This is a genomic window from Thermosediminibacter litoriperuensis (genome assembly GCF_008124715.1).
GTDB classification, from domain to species: domain Bacteria; phylum Bacillota; class Thermosediminibacteria; order Thermosediminibacterales; family Thermosediminibacteraceae; genus Thermosediminibacter; species Thermosediminibacter litoriperuensis.
This window is the reverse complement of record NZ_VNHO01000021.1, coordinates 1-23,616: the sequence shown is the minus strand read 5'-3', so window position 1 is coordinate 23,616 and position 23,616 is coordinate 1. Positions and strand designations below refer to the sequence as shown.

Annotated in this window: 30 protein-coding genes; 1 reads left to right on the top strand and 29 read right to left on the bottom strand. The window is 44.4% G+C overall.

Annotated features, from left to right (window positions below):
- Nucleotides 1-12: 12 nt before the first annotated feature.
- The 28 genes from LZ11_RS08990 to LZ11_RS08855 all read right to left on the bottom strand — a co-directional run bounded on the left by LZ11_RS08990 (nt 13) and on the right by LZ11_RS08855 (nt 20,075).
- Nucleotides 13-609 carry a stage III sporulation protein AG gene (locus LZ11_RS08990; protein WP_148867557.1) on the bottom strand — a complete coding sequence of 199 codons (597 nt, stop codon included), beginning with the start codon at nt 607-609 and terminating at the stop codon, nt 13-15.
- Nucleotides 588-1,199 carry a stage III sporulation protein AF gene (gene spoIIIAF / locus LZ11_RS08985; RefSeq protein WP_148867556.1) on the bottom strand — a complete coding sequence of 204 codons (612 nt, stop codon included), beginning with the start codon at nt 1,197-1,199 and terminating at the stop codon, nt 588-590. The genes LZ11_RS08990 and spoIIIAF overlap by 22 nt, the downstream gene beginning before the upstream one ends.
- 4 nt (nt 1,200-1,203) lie before the next feature.
- Nucleotides 1,204-2,361 (bottom strand): stage III sporulation protein AE, encoded by a 1,158-nt coding sequence (gene spoIIIAE / locus LZ11_RS08980; protein WP_170240350.1) that lies wholly within the window; start codon nt 2,359-2,361, stop codon nt 1,204-1,206.
- Nucleotides 2,362-2,365: 4 nt separating this feature from the next.
- The gene (spoIIIAD, locus tag LZ11_RS08975; RefSeq protein WP_148867554.1) at nt 2,366-2,752 is read right to left on the bottom strand and encodes a stage III sporulation protein AD; all 387 of its coding nucleotides are present in this window, start codon (nt 2,750-2,752) and stop codon (nt 2,366-2,368) included.
- Nucleotides 2,753-2,763: 11 nt separating this feature from the next.
- Nucleotides 2,764-2,961, bottom strand: coding sequence for a stage III sporulation protein AC (gene spoIIIAC, locus LZ11_RS08970; RefSeq protein WP_148867553.1), 198 nt, complete (start codon nt 2,959-2,961; stop codon nt 2,764-2,766).
- A gap of 16 nt (nt 2,962-2,977) precedes the next feature.
- Complete coding sequence (spoIIIAB, locus tag LZ11_RS08965) at nt 2,978-3,499, bottom strand: stage III sporulation protein SpoIIIAB (RefSeq protein WP_148867552.1); 522 nt, start codon at nt 3,497-3,499, stop codon at nt 2,978-2,980.
- The gene (spoIIIAA, locus tag LZ11_RS08960) at nt 3,489-4,514 is read right to left on the bottom strand and encodes a stage III sporulation protein AA (protein ID WP_148867551.1); all 1,026 of its coding nucleotides are present in this window, start codon (nt 4,512-4,514) and stop codon (nt 3,489-3,491) included. The genes spoIIIAB and spoIIIAA overlap by 11 nt, the downstream gene beginning before the upstream one ends.
- Nucleotides 4,515-4,625: 111 nt before the next feature.
- Nucleotides 4,626-5,051, bottom strand: a complete 426-nt coding sequence (locus LZ11_RS08955; RefSeq protein ID WP_148867550.1) for a CD1247 N-terminal domain-containing protein — start codon at nt 5,049-5,051, stop codon at nt 4,626-4,628.
- Nucleotides 5,052-5,070: 19 nt separating this feature from the next.
- The gene (gene efp / locus LZ11_RS08950) at nt 5,071-5,628 is read right to left on the bottom strand and encodes an elongation factor P (protein WP_148867549.1); all 558 of its coding nucleotides are present in this window, start codon (nt 5,626-5,628) and stop codon (nt 5,071-5,073) included.
- A gap of 40 nt (nt 5,629-5,668) precedes the next feature.
- Nucleotides 5,669-6,742, bottom strand: a complete 1,074-nt coding sequence (locus LZ11_RS08945) for a M24 family metallopeptidase (RefSeq protein ID WP_148867548.1) — start codon at nt 6,740-6,742, stop codon at nt 5,669-5,671.
- A gap of 3 nt (nt 6,743-6,745) precedes the next feature.
- Entirely contained in the window at nt 6,746-7,192 is a 447-nt protein-coding gene (gene aroQ / locus LZ11_RS08940; RefSeq protein ID WP_187695067.1) for a type II 3-dehydroquinate dehydratase, read from the bottom strand.
- Nucleotides 7,182-7,763 (bottom strand): shikimate kinase, encoded by a 582-nt coding sequence (locus LZ11_RS08935; protein WP_170240349.1) that lies wholly within the window; start codon nt 7,761-7,763, stop codon nt 7,182-7,184. Before LZ11_RS08935 ends, aroQ begins: the two co-directional genes overlap by 11 nt.
- Nucleotides 7,760-8,287, bottom strand: coding sequence for a type 4a pilus biogenesis protein PilO (gene pilO, locus LZ11_RS08930; RefSeq protein WP_170240348.1), 528 nt, complete (start codon nt 8,285-8,287; stop codon nt 7,760-7,762). Before pilO ends, LZ11_RS08935 begins: the two co-directional genes overlap by 4 nt.
- On the bottom strand, nt 8,277-8,828 hold the full coding sequence (locus LZ11_RS08925) for a PilN domain-containing protein (RefSeq protein WP_148867545.1): 552 nt from the start codon (nt 8,826-8,828) through the stop codon (nt 8,277-8,279). Before LZ11_RS08925 ends, pilO begins: the two co-directional genes overlap by 11 nt.
- Nucleotides 8,828-9,832 (bottom strand): type IV pilus assembly protein PilM, encoded by a 1,005-nt coding sequence (pilM, locus tag LZ11_RS08920; RefSeq protein WP_148867544.1) that lies wholly within the window; start codon nt 9,830-9,832, stop codon nt 8,828-8,830. The genes LZ11_RS08925 and pilM overlap by 1 nt, the downstream gene beginning before the upstream one ends.
- Nucleotides 9,833-9,846: 14 nt before the next feature.
- The gene (locus LZ11_RS08915) at nt 9,847-10,119 is read right to left on the bottom strand and encodes a late competence development ComFB family protein (protein ID WP_222927231.1); all 273 of its coding nucleotides are present in this window, start codon (nt 10,117-10,119) and stop codon (nt 9,847-9,849) included.
- Nucleotides 10,120-10,147: 28 nt separating this feature from the next.
- Nucleotides 10,148-10,627: a prepilin-type N-terminal cleavage/methylation domain-containing protein gene (locus LZ11_RS08910; protein WP_148867543.1), complete on the bottom strand. Its 480-nt coding sequence runs from the start codon at nt 10,625-10,627 to the stop codon at nt 10,148-10,150.
- Nucleotides 10,590-10,967, bottom strand: coding sequence for a type IV pilus modification PilV family protein (locus tag LZ11_RS08905; protein ID WP_148867542.1), 378 nt, complete (start codon nt 10,965-10,967; stop codon nt 10,590-10,592). Before LZ11_RS08905 ends, LZ11_RS08910 begins: the two co-directional genes overlap by 38 nt.
- Nucleotides 10,951-11,400, bottom strand: coding sequence for a GspH/FimT family pseudopilin (locus LZ11_RS08900; RefSeq protein ID WP_148867541.1), 450 nt, complete (start codon nt 11,398-11,400; stop codon nt 10,951-10,953). Before LZ11_RS08900 ends, LZ11_RS08905 begins: the two co-directional genes overlap by 17 nt.
- Before the next feature lie 10 nt (nt 11,401-11,410).
- Complete coding sequence (locus LZ11_RS08895; protein WP_148867540.1) at nt 11,411-12,040, bottom strand: prepilin peptidase; 630 nt, start codon at nt 12,038-12,040, stop codon at nt 11,411-11,413.
- 21 nt (nt 12,041-12,061) lie between these two features.
- Complete coding sequence (locus LZ11_RS08890) at nt 12,062-12,397, bottom strand: type II secretion system protein (RefSeq protein WP_148867575.1); 336 nt, start codon at nt 12,395-12,397, stop codon at nt 12,062-12,064.
- A gap of 19 nt (nt 12,398-12,416) precedes the next feature.
- Nucleotides 12,417-13,622 carry a type II secretion system F family protein gene (locus LZ11_RS08885; RefSeq protein ID WP_148867539.1) on the bottom strand — a complete coding sequence of 402 codons (1,206 nt, stop codon included), beginning with the start codon at nt 13,620-13,622 and terminating at the stop codon, nt 12,417-12,419.
- A gap of 19 nt (nt 13,623-13,641) precedes the next feature.
- Entirely contained in the window at nt 13,642-15,300 is a 1,659-nt protein-coding gene (locus LZ11_RS08880) for a GspE/PulE family protein (protein WP_170240347.1), read from the bottom strand.
- A gap of 114 nt (nt 15,301-15,414) precedes the next feature.
- Entirely contained in the window at nt 15,415-15,927 is a 513-nt protein-coding gene (locus LZ11_RS08875) for a YqeG family HAD IIIA-type phosphatase (RefSeq protein WP_148867537.1), read from the bottom strand.
- 60 nt (nt 15,928-15,987) lie between these two features.
- Nucleotides 15,988-16,707, bottom strand: a complete 720-nt coding sequence (gene sigK, locus LZ11_RS08870) for an RNA polymerase sporulation sigma factor SigK (RefSeq protein ID WP_148867536.1) — start codon at nt 16,705-16,707, stop codon at nt 15,988-15,990.
- A 60-nt stretch (nt 16,708-16,767) separates the two neighbouring features.
- On the bottom strand, nt 16,768-18,363 hold the full coding sequence (locus LZ11_RS08865; protein WP_246110779.1) for a peptidoglycan D,D-transpeptidase FtsI family protein: 1,596 nt from the start codon (nt 18,361-18,363) through the stop codon (nt 16,768-16,770).
- A 139-nt stretch (nt 18,364-18,502) separates the two neighbouring features.
- Nucleotides 18,503-19,579 (bottom strand): endolytic transglycosylase MltG, encoded by a 1,077-nt coding sequence (gene mltG, locus LZ11_RS08860; protein WP_148867534.1) that lies wholly within the window; start codon nt 19,577-19,579, stop codon nt 18,503-18,505.
- 13 nt (nt 19,580-19,592) lie between these two features.
- Nucleotides 19,593-20,075: a QueT transporter family protein gene (locus tag LZ11_RS08855; RefSeq protein WP_246110778.1), complete on the bottom strand. Its 483-nt coding sequence runs from the start codon at nt 20,073-20,075 to the stop codon at nt 19,593-19,595.
- A gap of 485 nt (nt 20,076-20,560) precedes the next feature.
- Between LZ11_RS08855 and LZ11_RS08850 the strand changes: the two genes are divergently transcribed.
- Nucleotides 20,561-23,260 (top strand): calcium-transporting P-type ATPase, PMR1-type, encoded by a 2,700-nt coding sequence (locus LZ11_RS08850; protein WP_148867533.1) that lies wholly within the window; start codon nt 20,561-20,563, stop codon nt 23,258-23,260.
- Between the two features lie 72 nt (nt 23,261-23,332).
- On the opposite strand, the gene LZ11_RS13050 is transcribed toward LZ11_RS08850, so the two are convergent.
- The coding region (locus LZ11_RS13050; protein WP_342782612.1) for a group II intron maturase-specific domain-containing protein at nt 23,333-23,616 on the bottom strand (284 nt) is incomplete at its 5' end.

Here is a 23,616-nt window from a genome sequence, read left to right as displayed (position 1 = left end):
CTTAATCCCTCCTCAGTTTTTTGAATATGGCATTACCTTTATCTTATAAAGAGGAACGCCCAGCAGAGTGGAAGTGGCTTTTGTTATTCTCTCCACAGTCTCGGAAGACTCACCTCCGTCAGCAACTATTAAAACTCCTTTGATTGCAGGTATCATTTTTTTAACAAGCAGAGGCTCTTCTTCCCCACCTTTATTGAGTAGAACCACCTGTTTATTTACCTGAGTTTCGGTTATCGTCCTGATACCTCCTTCACTGTCGTTTTCTTCGGTAACCCTTTTATTGTCAACAGTATTAAAAGCTGGTTCCACCTGATCTTCAGTCTCAAAGGTAAGCATTACTTTGACCCTGCCTACCCCTTCCACCTGTGACAGTATCTGCTCGAGTTTTTTTTCAATGTCTTCCTGAAGAAACGGTTGATCGGCGGCAATTTTTATATCTGTTGCACGGCCGTCGACGGTTTTTTGAGAGAAATCCCCCTGTATGGAAATCTTACCTATAGTAAGCAGAATAAATCCCACCAGACCTATAATTATAAGTGTTGATATTGATTTATTTTTGTTTTTTTTGAGCAGATCTAAAAAATTTTTCAGTCTAATTTCGCCTTCCATGGATCCCCCTCCAGTTCCAGGTGAATGTTAGCCTCGGGAATTTCGTAAAATTTGCTCAAGTATTCCTTTAGTTCGGCAACTTCTTTATCCAGAGGGTATTGTGATTTACTCTGCGTCGGCGGATTGAGTTTTACGGAAACTTTTTCTACACCTTTCTGTACCAGTCTGTCATCGGCTTTCTGAAGCGTCAGGCGAATTTGTTCTATCCTTCCGCTCTGATCTATTTTTATATCTGTCTTCGATACTTCAAAAAGGGTATAGTTTTTCACCTGTTGAGCGATCAAATTCTCCAATTCTTTCTTGTACCGGTCAAGGGCCATTTCTATATTTCTTTCTTTAAATTCTTCTGTTTTCATCATCAGCTGATCCTGATTGAGATAATTATTTATCTCCAGCTGCATCCTGGTAAAAGCGATATCTCCTTTTAATAATACGATGACCGGATTTAGTATTGTAATCATCACGACGATTCCCAACACAACCCTCACATATTTTTGAAGATTGCTGCTCGGCATAAGAAAATCCACGAATACCGTAAACATCACAACTAGAATTACCTGTCTTATCCACATGCTCAAACTCTCAAGCACGGCATCACCTCAGCATAACGGCCAGATTACCCGAGGCCAGTATTATCGTCATTGCAATAAAGAACATCATCGCCACCGATGCAACCGAAACGAACACCATCGTCAGCGAATTTCCTATGTCGTTCAGGCACCTTACGATGGACTCCTCACCGACCGGCTGTATGATCGCTGCACTCAGGCGGTATATGAAAATGATTGAAAGAATTTTTATTACTGGAAAGAGCGTTATTATAAATATTAGCAGCAGTCCTATCAGGCCTACAGTATTTTTCAGTATCAAGGAGCACCCCACCACCGCGTCCAGGGCATCGGAAAAAATTCCTCCGACGATGGGCATAAAATTTTTCGAAGCAAATTTTGCAGTTCTTATAGATATACCGTCCACCGTGGCGGCCGCCGCCCCCTGAACAACCATTATGCCGAGAAATACGCTTAAAAAAAACCCGAGCAAAAATACGCATACCTGTCTTAACAAGTGGGCCAGATGGGATACGTGGAAGCTGTCGGATATGTTATTAACCAGGCTTAAAACCGAGATGAAAAAAATCACTGGCAAAATGATATCTTTGATCCATGTGCTTGCGGCGGTTATACCGATAAAGATAAGCGGATTGAAGACACTAACGGAAGTCATTCCTCCTATGGCGGCCAGCAGGGTAAATACTGTGGGCATTAAGGCATGCACAAAAGATACCATGTCACTAATGGCGTCTCGTCCCGTATTTATAGCGATTATAAAGCTCTGCACTGCAATTACGACTAAAACAAGGTAAACCGCGCTGTAAGCCATCCTCCCTATATTGTCCTTTTCAAAACCGTGTTGGAGGTTTTTGAGAACCGCACATATCACAGAAAGAGCCACTAGTTTCGCCAGCAGGTGGTAATTTGCGGTGATCTCGCGGAAGACATATCTGATAATTCCGTTGATTAAACCTCTAAGATCGTATCTTTGGTTCCCCCTCAGAGTATTTATAAGGTCTTTAAGATCGTAGGAAGGGACATAGTCACCGTACTCGCGGTTCAATTCTCTCAAAAAACTATCTAGTTCCTGGGTATCCAGGTTTTCCAGCTGCTTTTCCACGTCGTCGGCAGCCAGAGTCACCGGCGAAATTATTATCAAAAATATAAAAAGACTGAACAATACTTTTTTCAAAACTATCACCTTTTCAAGGAAGAATTTTCAGCAAAAGCTCAAGAACCGCCATAAGAATCGGTACCGACAGCAGCATTATTATAATTTTTGCTGCAAATTCAATTTTAGATGCTATAGAGGAAGAACCGGAATCCCTGCAGATCTGCGCTCCGAATTCGGCTATATAGGCTATGCCTATTATCTTAAGTATTGTGTTCAGGTAAATAAAGTCTATGTTTGCCCTTCTAGCCATATCCTGAAGCACGTTCAACGCAGACGCTACTTTATTTAACATTAAAAGAAAAACGATTGCCCCTACCACTATGCTAATCTGTAAGGCTATCTCGGGCCGGTCTTCTTTTAGCAAAACCACCATCACAGCTGCGACGAGGCTGATGCCCACGATCTGGATTATCTCCATGCCTACACCCCTTAGTAAAGCTGGAACATTGACTTTACGTTGGCAAAAAGCCGGCTGATGAGCTGAATAACCATCATGAGGACGATAACTACCCCTACCAACGTAGTCATCTGGGCCTGTTCCTTTCTTCCTGCCTCGTCCAGCACCTTGCTCAGGATAGATATAACGATTCCTATGCCGGCGATCTTAAACAAAACATCTACATCCATTGATAACACCTCTCGATTAATATAATAGGAGGACTACCGTTAATCCGGTTAAAACTCCCAGATATCTCCACAATTTTTCATTTTTCTGTTTTTCCTCAACGGCCAGAGCTTCCTGCTGCCTTAGCTGAGATAGAGTCAATTTCAAATTCCTTATCTGGTCGTCCTTGTCGGACGAACCCAGATATTTACCGAAGGAAGTCAGTATTTCAAAATCGGACTCCTGGAGAGGGAATTGGGATTTAAATTCTCTAAGGGAGAGTTCCCATGCCTCTCCAGCAGTATAACCCTCCATTGACAGCAGTAGTTGTCTGACCCGCTTTAAAAACCTGGAAATTTCCGGATCGCATCTTCTGCTTACATTGTTCAGGGCTTCAGGTAGGGGAGATTGACCATAATCGATCTCGGTTTCCAGCATGGACAGAGCCAATTGTAGGTTTCTTAACGCCCTGGGCCGTTGCTGATAAAATCCGGCTATTATGAAGCCGATCATAGTTGATGAAAAGATCACCAAAATACCTCCCAGTATCTTAAACAGCATTTAAAATCCCCCCCTTATTCCTCCGGTCGTAAATTATCCTGTGGTCTTTACCTTCAACCACTTTTTCTATAGTACCTACTCCCTCGCTGAACCCGAGTATTAGGTACCTGTCGAAAAAATTGCTTTCGATCAATTTCCTTATGGTCGGCCTTCTCCCGGCATCCTCCAGATCGGCGCCGTGAGCGGTAGTTAATAATTTTACGCCAGCGTTCAGAGCCTCTTCCACAGCCTCAACATCTTCCGGTTTTCCGATCTCATCGGTAGCTATAATATCTGGCGACATCGACCTTAAAAGCATCATTATGCCGCGGGCCTTGGGGCAACCGTCCAGGACATCGGTCCGTATTCCCACGTCGTTCTGAGGCACACCTTCATAACTGCAGGCTATCTCCGATCTCTCGTCAACAACTCCAACTTTAAAGCCTTTCAGACCTCGCTGTGGATTTCCCGAGCTAAGCTGCCTTATTAAATCCCTGAGCAAGGTGGTTTTCCCCGCTTTGGGTGGGGATAATATCATCGTGTTTAAAAATTCCCCCCTGTCGTTCATCACAAACGGGAGTGCTTCGTCGGCAGCTCCCAGAACTTCTCTCGCGATTCTTATATTAAACCCGGAGATATGCTTCATAGTTTTAATCTGGCCGCCTTCTAAAATTACTTTTCCGACAATCCCGACCCTGTGCCCGCCTTTTATGGTAATATAGCCGTTTTTAATCTCTTCCTCCAGCGCGTAGACGGAACTCTGGCTAATCAGTTGAAAGGTTTTAACGGCATCTTCACCGGTAACAAAATAAGCCCTGTCAGGATTATCGGTTACAACTCCTTCCGGGGTCAGCATATAATCCTGCCTTCCCTCAACGACCATAAACGGTCTTCCACGGCGCAGCCTTATCTCCTCAACTTTCTTTAACTTATCGGGAGGCAGTTTAAAAAAAATCTGCCTGATAGCTGATGGAAGTATAGGGGATATGTGTTGTTGCAATTTTGCCAGAAACTGAAATTCTTCCTGTCCATTCACCTCTTGTCCCCCCTCGTTTAAATTTATATTTTGCTAGTGTTTTTATTATGACTGTACATAAAAAAAAAGAGGGCTTAAAAACAAACCCTCTTTTCTCTTTCAATCCTTTTATTAACCATCGGCCTCATCGAGGTTTATTACAGCCTTACAGTTGGGGCACTCCGTTTTACCGTCATTGTCAACCAGGTCTTCGTCTATAAAGATGACTTCATGGCACTTGGGACACTCGATTTCGCACAAATCCTCATCGTCTATATCGTAATCATCTTCGTATTCCTCGTCGAAATCTTCTTCATACTCGTCTTCGTCATCTTCACAGCCGTAAAAATCCTGTTCGAGCTGTCCCAGGTCTTCATCGATGCTTTCCACATATTCTTGAGTGGCTTCGGAAAATGCCTGCAGATCGTCAATAGCTTCTGCCATTTCTTCCAGCACTTTTACGATCTCTGACAGCAACCGCTTTTCTTTTGATTCATCAAGCCCCAGCCCATCGGCTAAACCTTTAAGATACGAAACCCTTGATTTTAAGTCACCCATGTTTTTCCTCCTTCCTCATTTAAACACGGCTTAGATACTCGCCGGTTCTGGTGTCCACTCTTATCACATCGCCCTTCTCTATGAACAGGGGAACCTGAACAACCGCTCCGGTTTCCAGAGTGGCCGGTTTAGAACCGCCCGTAGCGGTATCGCCCTTGAAACCGGGCTCTGTTTCAACTACAGTGAGTTCTACAAAAGTAGGCAATTCTATGCCTATTGGTACGCCTTCGTAGAACATCACCATAACCTCAAGGTTTTCTTTTAAATACAGCACGGCATCCCCAAGCTGCTCCTTACTTAGGGGGATCTGCTCAAAAGTTTGGGTATCCATAAAATAGTATGTATCACTAGTTTGGTATAAATACTGCATCGTTTTCCTCTCTACAATTGCTCTGTTTAATTTTTCACCTGCTCTGAAGTTGCGTTCAAAAACCTGACCCGTTTTTATATTTTTTATTTTTGTCCTGACAAAAGCGGCACCTTTACCCGGTTTTACATGCTGAAAATCCACCACCATGTATACTTCTCCGTCAATTTCGACGGTAACTCCGGGTCTTAAGTCGTTAGTAGAAATCATGATTATACCTCCAATCATTGATATTTTATTTGAATGGTAGTTATAGACAGATCAAATCTTTAGGTGACTTTGTTAGATTGGTACACCCATCCTCGACGATTATTACGAGGTCTTCTATCCTGACTCCTCCGAAGTTCTCTATGTAAATTCCGGGTTCAACGGTAACCACCATACCCGGCAGGAGAGGGTTTTCCCCTTTTTGGCTTAGTCTGGGGGCTTCGTGTATTTCCAGCCCGACACCGTGACCCAGTCCGTGGCCGAAATTGCGGCCGAATCCTTTTTCTTCAATAAAGTCTCTGGCAACCTTATCTACATCTTTCCCCAAAACGCCTGATTTTATATATTCCAGGGCCCTTTTTTGAGCCTCGAGTACGATCCTGTAAATTTCCAACTGGTCTTTATTAGGTTTACCCAAAACAACAGTACGGGTCATGTCGGAGCAGTAGTGGTTAAATTTTGCTCCGAAATCAAGCGTTATGAAGTCACCGGGTTGAATTTTCCTGGAAGTAGGTCTCCCATGAGGCAGCGAGCTCCTCGGCCCCGAAGCAACTATGGTATGGAATGCCAGTCCGTCAGCCCCGTTCTTTTTTATAAAGTACTCTATTTCTAAAGCCAGGTCACTTTCCGTAACGCCGGGGCGGATGTAATTCAGGATATGCTCAAAAGCTTTATCGGTAATTTCCTGGGATTTTCTTATCATTTCCAGTTCAACTTCGTCTTTTCTTGTCCGCAATTCTTCGATGAGGCCGTCGGTTTTTATGACTTCAATGCCATCCAGGAAGGATTTCAGTTCTTCATAGGATTTTACCGTCAAGTAATGGCCTTCAAAGGCCAAATTTCTCAACCCTAGAGATTTTAATTCATCGGCGCACTTTTTAAAAGGAGAAACAGCAGCCTCCAATTCTACGACTTCGAAATCCGGAGATTCTTTTTTTGCCTGCTCTATGTAGCGAAAGTCGGTAAACAAAAGGGCCCGTTCGGAGGTTACAACAAGGAAGCCTTCCCCGTCGAACCCGCTTACGTAATATTGGTTTTCCGGTCTGCTTACCAGTATACCATCCAGATCTTTTTCCGACAGTTTTCGGCGTAAGCTGCTAATTCTTTCCAGATTCATTGACTACCTCCCCTCTTTCTTTTCAATGAGATCTTTTAAAGCCAGCAAAGCAAGCCAATATCCCGTTTCTCCGAGCCCGGCTATAATCCCGGCCGCTTTTTGCCCGGTAACGGTAATTCTTCTGAAATCTTCCCTGGCGAAGATATTGCTTAGGTGTACTTCTATTACAGGTAATTTGACCGCTTCCAAGGCATCGCGTATTGCGATACTGTAGTGAGTATATGCCCCAGGGTTTATAATAATCCCATCAAATTGGCCTATGCACCCTTGAATTTCGTCTATGATTTCCCCTTCACTATTGGACTGGAAGAAATCTACAAGAACCCCCATTTCCCGGGCCTTTTTTTCAAGGGTCTGATTTATTTCTTTAAGAGTTGATCCACCGTAAATTTCCCGTTCCCTCAATCCTAAAAGATTCATGTTTGGTCCGTTTATAATCTTAACCTTCAATTTGCCTCACCCGCTGAAATTCTCCTATTATATTACCATATTTCCCATTATTTGAATAGGTATTTTTTAAGTGCTTTATTATCTCTATGGTAATGGTTTCTATATCTTTTCCACCGGTGTCGATAATGATATCGGCGTATATCGCATACAAATTTAGTCTTTTGGAATAAATTTCGATAATCTCAGATTCACTTCTGTTGAAAGCAAGCGGCCGGCCGGCATCTCCCGATATCCTTTGAAGTATTTCCTCTTCAGAAGCCCTTAACCACACTACTATACCCGATCGCCTCAGTTTTTCCATGTTTTCGGGGTTCAGCACTACTCCACCTCCCGTCGCAATGACCGTGCCTTCCAGGGCAGCTACCCTTTCCACTGTCTCCTTTTCTTTTTTTCTAAAATATTCTTCGCCGAATTTGTCAAAAATCTCTGTTATATCCATTTTGCACTCCTGTCGTATGAGTTCATCGGTGTCCAAATACCTCTTCCCCAGCTTGCCGGCAAGCATTCTGGCTACCGAAGATTTACCGCTTCCCATAAAACCGATAAGGACTATGTTAGTTTTATTTTTCACCGGACGCCCTCCCGCATAGGAAAATAAAAGAGATCCACTGTCACAGTCAGTTTCCATAAACCGAGTCTTTCCATATAATCCATATTAATTTTTTCTATTTGACAAATCCTTTCATAATTTTCTATGTGTTTTAAAAACTTTATTAAGGATTCTTTGTCGCCTTCCACCGTGATTTCAACGGGTAAAATCTTCACCTCATCTTCCGATACCTCTCCCGCCTTTATAAGCACCAGCCTGACCCCCTCGGCCGCCGCCCGGCCCCCGATATCAATTATGTAATCCGCTATTCTGTCATCGTCGGGAAGCTTTTTTAACTCTAACTCTGCGGCGGCTTCAATCCCGCTTTTTTTATCGTGGATCCCCTGCAACAAAGAAAGACTGATTCTTTTTTGTTCTAACTCAGTTTTCTTCAGAAAGTAGTCCTCAATTTGGTGATATCCGGTCTTGAAAAACCAGTAAAAGGCGGTAGCGACAAAAAATAAAAGCAGCAAAGCCTTTTCTCTTTGGGTTAAACTAATTTTCAAGAGCATCATTCCCCTGGACCTGAAAATAAATTTCAAAAGTGAAAAGATCTTTTTCGGTTTCCAGTTGTATAAAACCGAGTTTAACTCCGCCGATGCCATCTATTCGCCGTAAATTTTCTATCATATAGGCGACAGATAAATTATCAGGCGAGGTTCCTCTTATCACCCCGTTACCACCATCGCCGATATTTATAGACAAGAGAAGTATTTTGTCCGGCAAGGAATTGGTTATTTTCTGAATGTATGAAGACCAGGTTGACCTGCGCGTTATCAGATTATTAGTAATCCGTCTTCTTTCTTGAAGGTCGCTGTACAGTCTCTCCAAATCATGCCCGGGGTCGACCGCCGAGCGATAAAAATTCAGCTGCATGTCCACTTCCTGCAGCTCCTCGTGTAACTCCGACATTTCACCGTAAATGCGTGTGAAAACCAGCAGCAAAAGAATAGCAGTCAAAAATGCGAGGAAGGCATAAAAGAACCTCTGTCGCTTCTTTCTCCTCTCATTGAAGAACTCTTCGGGTATTAAGTTCAGCTTATGCATTATTCTCCCCTCAATGCGAATCCCAGCGCACATAAAAATTCCATCTTATCAAACCTTTCGCCGTTTTTTTCCTCCACCGTGATTTGAGGAAAATCAAGTTCTTCAGCCGTAAGCATCTCCACGTTCATCTCATGGCCAAAGACCTCCCGCAAGCACCACAGCTTGCCTCCCCCGCCGGCCAGGACAATGGCCTCGACCCGCTGGCCTTTTCTCTGAACTGTATAGAATTTTAAGTATCTTGATACCTGAAGCGCCAGCTGCTGTACTGCAGGGTAAAGGCACTCTCTGATCCGGGATCGAAGATTTCCCGGATCAATTTTTATAGATTCTGCAGTGTTTTTGTCTACGGAAAAAGTCTGGGCTATTAGCTTGGTCATGTACTCACTTCCAAAAGAGATGCAGCTGTTGAAAAAGACCCGACCTCCTTCCAGGACGGTAACGTCAGTCCGTTCCGCCCCTATATTTACAACTGCTAAATTACTTCGTTCAAGACAGGGACCGACAGCGCGGGAAATAGCCAGGGGATAAACATCAAGGACCTCCGGCGACAATCCGGCCTTTTCTACAGGATAAAAGTAGTCCATTACATGTTCTTTTAAAGCGGCGGCTACAAACACCCGGCAATCGTCCCTGTTTTCTTCCATCACTTCGAAATCTAAAATATAATCTCCGTTTAACTGTCCGGCAAGTTCCCTGGTTTCCCAGAATACTGCCTCTTTCAGTTCGGAAGGCCGCATCCGGGGAAAATGAAGGTTGCGGAAAAGAACCCTGTCGCTCGGAATTCCCACGATTACTTTTCGATTTTTTAAATGCCCTCTTACCGGTGCCAGTGACTGCGTCAGGAGTTCTCGCCTTTCGTCTTTCGTACCGCTCTTGCCGTTTAAAGGGTTTGGGATTGACAAAAAAAACTTTACCTTTACCTTCCCGCGGCATTTATTCAGATGAACCACTTTTATGCTGTGGTTTCCTATATCCAAACCTGTAAAACTCGAAGTAAAAAACATACTGTCACCCGATATCAGTGATGGGGATTTTTGCAAACGATGTCGATAGCCTTTAAAAGTTCCACTACCGCGTCTGTCTTGAACTGCTGACTCAGAAGTTGCGTTTTAGCAAAAACTTCCCCTTGTTCGGTCACTACGTACTTGGCCGGCAGATGGTTTAAGGCTATGGCGGCAATATCGTACCTGCAGCGCTCGCATGTGCAAACCTGTTTTCCTTTTATTAGTTCGTCTAGAAAAGAGAACACCACATCTTCCATATAGTTTTTTAAATTAAACTTTTTTTCCACAAAGACACCTCCGCATGTTAAGGTTTAATCAATCAAGACAATAACCATAGGGAGTAGCCGCTGTTTCTAGAATAAAATATTCCTCTTTCCCCGCTTTGACCGTGATCTTAATAAAATTGGAACCTGCGGGGCGGAAAAATTCAAGGGATTGGAGTTCAGCCACCGGATTTTTCCCGCCGTATTTTTCCCTGTAAAGGATCCCGTATTCTAGATAATAATAAACCCTTGACCCGTCCGGCGCCTTAATTTCTATTTTCTTATCAGATATCAATCTGACTTCCCTTGCCTGCCTTATTGACGTCGAGAGCTTATTGACAGCATATCGGGCATTTTGCATGTTCGAGAGCTCTTCCAGGCAACGCTTGTACACCTTTATCCCGGAGTTGCAGAGTCCAAAAGCCGCTGCCAGTAATACTGACAGCAGAGCTATAGATAAAACCAGCTCAATAAGGGTCAGCCCCTGTATTGTTTTAAATTTTCCCCCGAAGCGTGACGATTTCGACGGCATCGCCTTCTCCCTTTACCTCCACAGTAATCTTTACCAGGTTTTCATCCAGGATCTCGAGAGCCGTACGCCTGGTAAATTCCATGCCATTTAATTCTATACGTTCATCCCAGAAATCATTTTTATAAAGACCATCAAAAGGATTGCTTTTTAATTCCTCTATTTTTTCCTGAGCCAGCATGGTGGCCGTTGTGATCTCTCCGCTCAGCCGGCTGGTCTGGAGGCTGCGGACGAAAAGACCAGCGAAAGAAATAGAAACTAATCCGATAATCGCAACAGCGACGGCTATTTCGATTAAAGTAAAACCTCGAGAACCGTTTTTACGGTTACGGAGCTGTTTCACTTATTCTCACCCGCCCTGTTGCAACGGTCACAACTACGTAAAGCCTGCCCTTCGCCCCTTTAATCGCAACAGTACCTCCCTGTTCCGGGGCCCCCGAAGGGGTAAATATTAGGGTATTTTTGGAGAAATTCGTCCACGAAAGTGAAATTCCCTCAGGCAGATATACTCTTGACGCACGGTAACCGTGCAGTATCTGATAATTATCGCACCGGTGCATGTCAAATAGGATTTTGTAACTTTCGCCTTCGGCCATGGCCTGCTGCTGCACGGCTCGCATATCTTGCACCAGCTTTTGTGCGGCAACCTGCAATTTGAAGTTGTCCATTACAGTCCTGATGCTGGGGACCGTTATCAAACACAGGATGCCAAGGATTGCGGTTACCGCTATCGTCTCGATTAGAGTGAAACCTCGCCGGTATACTGTACCCCTCATGAAATGCACCTCAAATAAAAAGCGACAAATAAAAATAAATCAAATCGTTTCCCCAGACCGCCGATATCAATGTTCCCGCCCCGAGAAAAGGGCCGAAAGGCATGGTATCCTTCATACTCTTCCTCCCGCCTATTACCAAGCCGGCACCGATGAGGGCGCCAGTAATAAAAGAAAAAATAAGCGCAGGAATTATTAGTGGGAATCCCAGAAAGAGTCCAAGAACCGCCGTAAATTTCACGTCACCGGCCCCCATTCCTCCCCGGGATATGAAGTAAATGGTTGCCATTACCAGAAGTCCCAGAACTGCTCCCAAGATGGAATCCGAAGGATTTCTTTTCAATATCCCAAATCCGATACCGGCTATAAAACCGACGAAATTCAGTGCGTCGGGGATTATGCCGTGTTGAAGATCTATAAAGGAAGCGGCCGCGGCAAAACAAGCCATCGCGGAATATGCATAGAAATTATGGGAATAGCCGTACTTAAAGTTGCATACTGCAAAAGAAGCTGTGGTCACTAAAATAACCGCGGGATACCTGTATAAAAATGTAAATTCTCTTTTTCTTTCGACCGGTGTTAGAATATTTATAAAAGCGTTCAGAAGAATTCCCGCGGCAGCACCTGATAAAATGGCCGGCAACACACAGGACCCTCCACAGGCTTAATTTTTTGGAGTGACGGTTAAATCATATTTTTCTCCATCATAAGAATAATTAATGGTAAATTGCTCGGTCATCTTCTCCCAGCTTTTTCCGTCCAGATACTTCGGTACAAGGGCTTCTTTCAATTTGTCCGCATCTGTAGGGTAATTGCCTTTGTCGGTATAATACATTTCAAGGGCATTTTTCAGTATAGCCGCATTGGCTTCGCCTATTTTTGTTTTAGAATCTTTCAGCAACTCGGACACGCTGGGAATCGCAATTGTCCCTATTAATGTGATTATTGCAACGACGATCAGCAACTCCAGCAAAGTAAATCCTCTTTCTTCAACAATCATTTCAACCACCTCCTGCCGTCTAGAATAAACTATACATGTTGAACATAGGGAGAACTATCGAAATCACTGAAAACCCGATAATCAGAGACATCAAAGTCAGTGCAACCGGCTCTGCCAATGACAAAAACCTGATTTGCAAGATTTCTACTTCGTTATCATAAAAATCGGCGGTTTTAAACAACATTTCTTCCAGCTTCCCCGATTCTATGCCGACCTGCAGCATTCTCAACATCAAGGGCGGAAAGCTGGAACCCCGGAGAGAATCCGCCAGGTTTTTCCCCATCCTGAGGTTTTCCCGGGCTCTCTGCAAATCCCTTTTAAAAACCTGGTTGTTCTGAGTATTCTCAGCTACTTCAATGGCCTTTACCAGGGGTATACCGCTGGAAATAAGGATAGCCAGAACCCTGCAGAGCATAGCCGAAGTGCTCTTTTTCTGTAAAGGTCCTAAAACAGGCATCGAAAGCCGGAACTTATCGATTGCATAGGCCTTCTCGGGGTCCCGTTTAAGCTTATAATGACCCAATAAGAGAAGGAAAAACGCGGGTAACGAATAAAGCACATATCGCCCTATGTTAGTACTGACAGCCATAAAGATTCTCGTTATGACAGGGAGATATATACCCGATTGCTCGAACATATGAGAATATACGGGCAATATATTATTCGCAGTGAAATAAAAGACAGCCAGGGCCACCACACCAAGAATCGCCGGGTAAGTCATTGAGGTTTTCAGTCTTTCCCGGTATTTTGCCATGGTTTCAAAATGCACGGCCAGCTTTTTCAGGATGTCTTCCAGACAACCTGCTATTTCTCCTGTTTCAACCGTATAGATTAAAATTTCCGGGAAGATCCCCGGTTGATTTCTGAAGGCTTCCGACAGCGTAAAACCTCGCTTTAAATCCCTGATCACCCTGCGCAAAGCTCTTGTTAATCCCGCATGGGAGTTCTGCTGGCACAGCACTGAAAGACATTCTACCACAGGCATACCGACTTCTACCATACCAGCCAGTTGACGGCAAAAAACCGCCAATTCCCTATATCCCTTTTTGAGTATAAAATCTCTGTAAAGAAAAAATAAAGTGTAAAGCGGGTCTTTCCTGATGGTCACAGGGAAAAATCCCTTATTTTTCAACAAGTCGGCCACATCTTTTGCATTTTGAGCTTCGTGAATTCCCTGTATTACTTCTCCGGCAAAATTTATACCGCGGTAATAAAAAACAGCCAATTTAAGCAGGCACCTCTTTTTAATCGGAAAATATAACCTTAATTATTTCGTGAGGGGTAGTTATACCCTTTATGACAAGTTTTACAGCGCTTTCCTTCATATTCTTAAAACCCAACCTCGAAGAAACCTTGAATAGTTGTTCGGCAGTGGCTCCCTTGATAATTAGTTCCCGGTGTTCCTGGGATATGAGAAGTATTTCGGCCACAACAGTGCGCCCTCTAAACCCCGATTTGTTGCAAAAATTGCAGCCTCTCCCTCGATAAAGTCTCGTCGGGCTTTGAATGCCTAGAGCTATAAGGTCTCTATCTTCCGGCGGGTACTCTTCTTTACAATACGGGCATATTTTCCTGACCAGTCTCTGGGATACTACACCTACTAGGCTGGAAGCCACAAGATAGGGGTCTATGCCCATATCCAGCAATCTTGTGATGGATCCCACCGCATCACCAGTATGCAATGTTGAAAAGACCAGGTGGCCCGTAAGCGCAGCCCTTACGGCTATTTCCGCCGTTTCTCTATCTCTTATCTCGCCTACCATTATCACGTTCGGATCCTGCCTCAAAACGGAGCGAAGACCTGCGGCAAAAGTAATTCCCGCCTTGGGATTTATCTGCAACTGGTTAATACCGTCCAACACATATTCTACCGGATCTTCCAGTGTCACAATGTTTTTCGACGATGTATTAATGGAATTCAACATTGAGTAAAGAGTGGTTGTTTTGCCGCTACCAGTGGGTCCCGTAACCAGGATCATGCCGCAAGGAAATTTGAGCATTTTAGAAATCAAAGCAAGCTCCCGCTCGTCAAAACCCAGGTGCTTTAACTCGAGGTGCATGCGGTGGCGATTAAAAATTCTCAAAACAACCTTTTCTCCATGAATCGTCGGCATTGTTGACACCCTTATGTCAACAATCGAATCGTTTACAGCAAGTTCGATGCGGCCGTCTTGCGCGACCCTTTTTTGAGCTATGTCCATACCAGCCATTATTTTAATCCTCGTAATTACCGAAGCGAGAAGTTTTTTGGGCCATTTTATAACTTCGAACAGCTCTCCGTCAATGCGGTATCTTACCCTTATACTGTCATCCTGAGGTTCTATATGAATATCGCTCGCACCTTCGTTGACCGCCCTGAATAGGACGGTATTTACAAGCTTTATTATTGGGGCGCTCTCTTCATCGTAAAAAGTTTCATAAAGCGGTTTTTCATAGACTTCACTTCCTATTTCCCGCAAAACCTCTTCTATAGAGTCTTTTGCCGAGTAATATATATCTATAGCCCTTTCTATTTGCCCTGTTGAAGCTATAGCCACCTGAATGTCCATCCCTGTTATTACTCTTACATCGTTTACAGCAAAAACATCCAGCGGATTACTAAAGGCTACCATAAGTACGCCGTCTTTTTGTTTTACCGGGAAAACGCCGTACTTCCTGGCCAGGCTTTCGGGTAAAAATTTAACGACCTGCGGATCGATATCATACACGTTTAAATCCACGTGAGGGATTCCCAGTTGATATTCCAGAGCTTCCAAAAGCATTTTTTCCTTGACGATACCCATATCCACCAGGATTTCTCCGATCAGTTTCCCGGTTTTTCTCTGTACGTCCAGCGCTTTTTCCAGCTGAGATTTCGTTATGATATTTTGTTCCAGTAATATATCGCCCAATCTCTTTTCCACAGCCTCATCATCGCCATACTTTAATTGAAGAAAAAATTTTCTGTATAATAATATTCAACAAATTATTCCAATTTCCTGCATGTAAGGACAATTATTTAACAAAAAAAGCGCCTTCTAAAACTTTTTTAGAAGGCCTTTTCTTTCCATCAAATTGATTAATTTCCGCTCCAGTAGGCGAATTATCTTTGTCCAGAAGAACTCTCTGTCACTTATAGGTCTTACCAGTATAACCATCATTCCCAGGCGCTTGGCCCCAAGAACGTCGGTAAAAAGCTGGTCGCCTACAAAAGCCGTTTCTTTTACCGATGTGCCAGTAATCTCCATTCCTTTTAAAAAGACTCTTTTGCCGGGCTTGAACGCACCGGTTACCGCAGGTATCCCTAGCTTTTCGGAGCAGGTCTTTATCCGGTGAGCCCTATTATTCGACACAATACAGAACTTAAAACCTTCCTCCCTTCCGCGCCGGATCCACTCAATCAACTGGTCATCAATTTCACATGAGTTCCAGGGCAAAAGCGTATTGTCCAGGTCGATCAATATGGCCTTTATGCTCTTTTGTTTCAAATACTCAAAATCTATTTGAAATATATCCTTTACATAAAAGTCCGGCAATAGAAATTTCCACATACTTGCCTCCAGTTGGAAAAAAATAAAACCCATGTTGTACATTATAGCATATATAATTGATTAGCTGCAGCCTTCGGGAAACAATTCGTCGAACAGTTTCTTTATTGCCCTTTTCTCTATTCTAGACACATACGACCTCGAAATCCCCAGTAATTTGGCTATTTCTCTTTGCGTCCTGGCCCTCCCGTCGGAAAGGCCGTATCTTAATTCTATTACTTTTTTTTCGCGCCCCTTCAAAACCGTACTTATCTTATCGTAAAGTTTCTTTTGCTGAAACTTATTCGATATTTCGTCGATTATGGCGTCAGAATCGGTTCCCAAAATATCCATAAGGGATATCTCATTACCTTCCTTATCCACTCCTATAGGATCCTGCAGGAAAACCTCCGCTTTAACTTTTTTTGTAGTACGAAGATTCATTAATATTTCGTTTTCTATACAGCGAGCCGCATAGGTAGCAAGGCGGTTCCCCTTGGTCCTATTAAAGGTTGTTATGGCTTTTATTAATCCTATAGTCCCGATGGATATCAGGTCGTCCATGTCTTCACCGGTATTGGCAAATTTCTTTACTATGTGAGCCACTAGCCTCAGGTTTCTTTCTATCAGTATGTTTCTTGCCTCCTCATCGCCCTTCCTGTAAAGCTCCAGGTATTTTTCCTCCTCTTCAGGCGTCAGTGGCTGCGGGAAAGTAGTATTGTTGGTGATATATCCCATCCATGTGAGCAGCTCTTTAAAAAACAAAAAGCCCAAAGTCACCAGTACCGACAAAGCGCTTTCCATTTAATCCCCTCCCCGTGCGTACCTATAGTATATGACCGGGGGCTAAAATATGTGCATGTTCTACCTACCTGTCAGGTAATAAATTTCTTCGACTATTTTTCTGAAAACCGGAGCAGCCTTCAAGGGCCCCGACTGCCCTTTTTCTACAAAGACGGTTACGATGTAGCGCGGGTGTTCTGCGGGAAAATACCCCACAAACCATGCGTGATTACTCCCGTCTCCGAGTTCAGCGGTTCCGGTTTTACCCGCTACCTTCACAGGGGCCTTCGAGGGCACCGACAGCGTACCGCTTCCGTAGCTGGTTACAGCTTTCAAAGCTTCCTTTAATTTCTTGGTGGTATCTGCGGAAATAACTCTTCCTGCATAACGGGTTTCAGAAAAATCAGACGATACGGTCAAGCCCGAGGAGTCTACTACATTTTTTACTAATAAGGGCTTTATTTTTATACCGTCATTCACTATAATCAGCAGCATCTGAGCGGCCTGTAACGGTGTAACTTGAAGATTTCCCTGCCCTATTGACAGATTCCCCAGGTCTTCGCGGTAGACGTCACGGGTAGCCGGGATAAATCCCGCCTTTTCTTCGCTAAGATCTCTTAATACCCTCTCTCCTAAGCCGAATTTTCCGGCATACTCTAGAACCTTTTCTTTGCCTAATCTCATGCCAAGCTCGATAAATACTGAATTGCACGAATGTGCCAAGGCGTCTTTCAGTGTTATCCGGCCATGTCCGCCTTTTTCGTAACTAGAACACTTGATAGTATTACCACCAACCCGGATAGCTCCGGAGCAGTAAAATTCCTCGTCAAGATCGGCGACTTTTTCTTCAAGAGCTGCAGCGAGAACGATAATTTTAAAGATTGAACCCGGTATATATGCTTCAACTGCACGGTTTATTAGGGGCGCATCCTTTTCATTTAGGTAAGCGTCAAGGTTGCACTGCTTATAATTGGGTCTGCTGGCCATTGCCAGTATCTCCCCCGTATCGGCGTCCATTACCACAACCGCTCCTCTTTGAATTTCCGCGTCCATGACTTTTTCTACAGCTGACTGTATTTCCCTGTCAATCGTCAGCCATACGCCCCAGTTTACGGTAAGTGAATTTTCTTTTGAAGCGCCGGGTATCGGCTGTCCAAGACCGTCGTATATTATACCCGTTCTTGTTCTGCCTCCGTTCAGAAATTTGTCGAAAGTTTTCTCAATTCCAGTCTGCCCCCTATAACCTACCACATGGGTTGCAAGGGCATTTTGACCGTAGCGCATTTCCTTCTGGTAAACGAAAACCCCCGGAGTCCTGCCAACCAGGTTTTTTATCACCGCCATATTATACGAGGATAACCTTACGCTTTGCGGTTTATCCGGGTTTTCGAGCGAAAGTATATTATTTTTCTTCAAATATTCAATTTCGCTGTCTTTTAACCAGCGCGGCGAGATCAATGCGTAATTTACTTGATGAGAATCCAGAAGGGATCGACCGTTTCTATCAAAAATCCCTCCTCTGATCTCCTCCTGGGAAAGCCCTTGCCACTGGCTAAGCGCTCGCTTGTAAAAATAAGGATGTGACAGAACCTGGATGTCAAAAAGACGCACGACCATTAAGATAATTAAAAAAAATACAAGGGCGAAAAAATAATGCAACCTTTCGCCTTTGCCCACAAATATCACCCTGGGGTAGGTTTTCCATTTTTAGTTTAAATTATGCCAAACGAAACCACGGGATTCGACACTTTTAAATATATATCTGCTTGGTACGTCTTTTTTGACCATAGAATTAGTGAACACATTATTACTAGGCTTATCTAGCACGGCTATTTTTACTTTTCGCCTTCAGATGTTCCTCGTAAGTTCTGCTGAAAGTGTGGGTGCCATCGCCGTTAGCTACAAAGTATAGATAATCAACCGGAGCCGGATTTAAAGCGGCCTTTATGGAATCTATTCCCGGAGCCGAAATCGGCCCCGGCGGCAGTCCGGCATTAATATACGTGTTGTAAGGGGATTGTATTTTTAGATCCTCCAGCGTGAGCACCTCTTTATGCTCTTTTAAAGCGTATTCAACCGTGGCACATGACTGAAGTGGTATACCTTTTTTCAACCTATTGAGAAATACTGCGGCGATTATTGGCTTTTCCGTATTCAGTTTTGCCTCTTTTTCGATTATCGATGCCAGGGTAATCACCTGATATGTACTTAATCCCAGATCCTTTTCCCGTTTGAGAAATTCATCGCTATTAAAATATACATCATAAAACCTCTTCAGCATGGAATCCACGTAATAGCTGGCTGGACTATTTTTAGCCAGGTAATAAGTGTCGGGATATAAAAAACCTTCTAGAGTAGCCCCGGGCGGTAAGATTTTCAGAAAAGGGTATTTATCCCGAAAATTTGATGGAACGGCCGATTTCAAAAATTCTTCTTTGGTGGTGAGTTTTCGAGCTTCGAATATCTCCGCAATCTTTTCAATGGTTATTCCCTCGGGAATTGTCACCTTTTCAAACGCCACTTCTCCCTTTACAAGTTTACGGACAATATCCTGCAAAGACATGGCCGGGCTCAACTCGTAAATACCGCTCTTAAACTTCGTATCCAGGCCGTTGACCTTGACGTAAATATAAAAAGCCAGCGAATTTCTTATTAATCCCCGATTTTCTAGGTTTCTCGCCACAGCCTTCGCAGTCATCCCCTTTTCCACGTCAAAAGATACACTGCCTTTTTCTCCGGGCTTCACAGGTGTCAGCATCGTCCGGTACCACAAAGCTCCATAAAAGATCGCTAGAAAAAGAGGTACTAAAAGCAGGATTTTTTTCCAGCGGTTGAGTTTCTGATTAAGCCGGCTGTCTTTAAAATTCTGCCACAGAGCTTTTAAATTCAACACAGGACCCCCACTTTCACTCGGTTTTATCAAAGTATCTCATAAGGCCTGTCCTCCTGATAAAAAACAACAGCGGTATTCCCAGTAAACCCACGGCAATGAACTCCCCCAGTCCGATATAGGCCGCAGTGATGGTATAAGGCATTCCGTACAACAGGCTAAGATAGTAGGATACTCCCAGCGCATTAAGTACGATGGGCGGTATAGCTCCCAGAAAGGGATTAGGCATCCTGCTCGTTAAGTATGCCGCCAATAGCGTTATGAAGCTCCCGCCATATACATCCCATGGGCCCAAACCCCCGAGCAGGTTGGCCAGGAAGCAGCCAACGAAAAGCCCGGGTACGGCTGATCTTTCAATGAGAGGTAGAAGAGTCAGAACCTCGGAAACTCGCACCTGCACCGGACCGTAACTTATTGGCTTTAAAAGGTAAGTTAATACGGCATAAAGACCCGCTATAATCGCCGCTCTAATGATATACCTGACCGATTTCATTTTCATCCCTTCCCCTCTTTTTTATGCTAAGATGGCATTTTATTAATTACGGGTACCAGCAGCGGTAGCAGTAGAATCGACATCCAACTTTGCCCTCTCAAGGTTTTTGTTAAAATTTCATTTTTAGTTTATCGCTAAGAACACCCGACGTCAACTCAATCTTGATTCTACCAGTAGATCCAGCCTTTACAAATGAAATTTTTTATTATATAATCGGCATTGAAAATAAAACTAGATTATCTTATACGTTAAAGGGGAGTAGCCGAAAGATAAAGCCATCATCACGGTAATCTATTGCGATTACCTGGCTTTATCCTCCAGGTTTATATTTCCGGAGGGCAAGACCTTTGACTTAATTCCTCTTTGGGAATTTCGTCAAAGGTCATTTTTATCTCCCTGGGTATCCGGGAGGTGACGGGAACAAAAATTTAATTGATAAATAGCGGTAAAAATAAAATAATAAATCTAGGTATAATTAGGGAGGGTCGATGTTGGAGGATAAAAGGTGGTACGCCCTACATCCGGGGGATGTTGCCGAAATTCTTAGGACTCATTTGTCAAAGGGACTTTCATCCGAAGTTGCCCATCAAAGGCTTAAGGACCACGGCTACAACGAGCTCGTAGGTAAAAGAGGGCCGACTTTGTTTGAAATGTTTTTGGGTCAATTCAAGGACTTCCTGGTAATAATACTGATCATCGCCAGCCTGGTATCCATGCTGGTAGGCGAAGTAATCGATTCGGCTGTAATTATACTGATAGTAATTTTAAACGCGGTACTAGGTGTAATACAGGAACATAAGGCGAGTAAGGCCCTAGATGCGTTGAAGAAGATGGCGGCTCCTGAGGCCCGGGTTATTAGAAACGGCACGGTCCAGGTTATCCCTGCTCGTGAACTGGTCCCCGGAGATATAGTTCTGCTGGAAGCCGGAAACTACGTGCCGGCAGACCTGCGACTGGTGGAAAGTGTGAATCTGAAAATAGACGAATCTGCGCTTACCGGGGAATCGGTGCCTGTTGAAAAAAACGCCGATATAGTGTTCGGCGAGGAGATGCCGCTAGGAGACAGAACCAATTCCGCTTTTATGGGCACTGTCGTTACTTACGGCAGGGGCAAAGGCATCGTAGTATCGACGGGCATGAAGACTGAAATAGGTATGATAGCCGAAATGCTCGAGTCTTACCAGGATGAAGTCACGCCTCTTCAGAAAAAATTGGAAGAAACGGGGAAAGTACTCGGAATCGCCAGCCTCGTTATATGCGGTGTTGTCTTTTTATTGGGGCTTTTAAGAGGCATCCAGTTTTTAGAGATGTTCATGACTGCTGTAAGCCTTGCGGTAGCGGCTATACCGGAAGGCCTCCCTGCAATAGTAACAATAGTCCTGGCCCTCGGCCTGCAGCGCATGGTAAAGCGGAATGCGATCATTAAAAAACTGCACGCTGTGGAGACCCTTGGAAGTACTACGGTTATTTGCTCCGATAAAACAGGTACCCTCACCCAGAACCAGATGACTGCAACAAAGATTTTTACGAACGACCGATTTTTTTCTATTACCGGCGAAGGTTACAGGCCTTACGGGGAATTTTACCTTGATGGTTCCAGAATCGACCCGAAATCCGATACATGCCTGGAACTGCTCTTAAAGATCGGGGCCCTGTGTAACGATGCCAGGTTGGAGGAGAGCGGAAAAGAACAGGAAGATCATAAATCCTGGAGAATTCTCGGTGATCCCACCGAGGGAGCTCTTGTAGTTGCTGCTGCTAAAGCCGGAATATTCATCGAGGACCTAGAGAAAACACAGCCCCGCCTTAACGAGATTCCCTTTGATTCTGATAGAAAACTCATGACTACAATTCATCCTTTTGACGGAAAATATATGGCATTTACAAAAGGGGCGCCGGATGTCCTTTTAAGTCTTTCAAGTTATATTTACAAAGCCGGCCGGGAGGTACCTTTAACACAGGAGGACAGAGAAGCAATTATTGCGGCCAATAAAGCCATGGCGTCGCAGGCTCTCAGGGTGCTCGCCCTGGCTTACAGGCCCCTTGATACCCTGCCTGAGGAACCGAAAGCGGAAGATATTGAAAAAGATTTCGTAATCCTCGGCTTGATAGGCATGATTGACCCTCCGCGACCTGAAGCCATAGAAGCGATAAAGGTATGTAAACAGGCAGGTATAAGGCCTGTAATGATTACCGGCGATCACAGAGACACTGCGGTAGCCATAGCAAAGGATCTAGGACTAATTGAGAACGAGTCAAGTGTACTGACAGGCGCCGAATTGGACTCCATGAGCGACGACGATCTGTTCCAAAAATCCAAGGAAGTATCGGTTTACGCCAGAGTATCACCAATCCATAAGCTCAGAATAGTAGAAGCCATAAAAAATAACGGCCATATCGTTGCAATGACCGGGGACGGTGTCAACGACGCGCCAGCCCTGAAGAAGGCTGATATAGGCGTGGCTATGGGCATTACCGGCACTGATGTCGCTAAAGAAACCGCCGATATGATCCTGGTCGACGACAATTTTGCCAGCATAGTTTCTGCAGTGGAAGAAGGCAGGGTTATTTACTCCAATATACGTAAATTCATATTCTTCCTGCTCTCGTGTAACATCGCAGAGATCCTCATTATCTTCATCTCCATGCTGGCGGGATTGCCCATACCGCTGAAGCCCATTCAGCTTTTGTGGATAAACGTGCTCACAGACGCATTCCCGGCTCTGGCTCTTGGTATGGAAAAGAAAGAACCGGATATTATGCAGCGGCCGCCCAGGAGACCGGAAGAACCCATAATAGACAGCCGTATGCGGTGGCAAATTACGATACAGAGCATTTTCATGACCGTTTCTATAATCGGAGTATTTGTTTTTGCTTTGAAATATGGCGGTAGTATCGAAAAGGCAAGGACTTTTGCCTTTGCTACGCTGATTTTCAGTGAACTTTTACGGGCTTACTCTTCCCGTTCCGAAACCCATTCAGTATTCAAAATCGGATTTTTTACCAACCGTTTTATGCTCTGGGGCACATTTATCTCGCTGATCCTGCTGCTGGCTGTAATCTATGTGCCGTTCTTGAGGGCTATCTTCGACACGACTTACCTATCTTTTTACGAAATGGATATCGTCGTAATATTCGGTTTGATACCCTTCGCCGCTGCGGAGATAAGCAAAATATTATTGAGAAAATGATAATAGAGTAGGAGGGGGCGGCTAACCCCCGTCCTCTCACACCACCGGACATGCGGGTCCGCATCCGGCGGTTCACCAAGCTTGACGAAGAGTTTGGTAGCGTTCGGTTAAGCTCAGCAGGCCCTGGGTTTGCCAGTAGGCGTTGCCCAGGGCTCTATTCATTGGCCCGTGGGCCATCCGCCACGGCCCTTTACGAGCGTTGGCGAGTTCATTTACTGCCCACTCTGGTAGCCCCAGTGCACGCAGCTCGCGGTATCTTGTCCGTACCCGCTTCCACTGCTTCCAGAGGCACATACGCAGCCTCCTCCGCATCCAGCCTTCCAGGTCCTTGAATACGCTGGGTGTTTCCGCTAGGG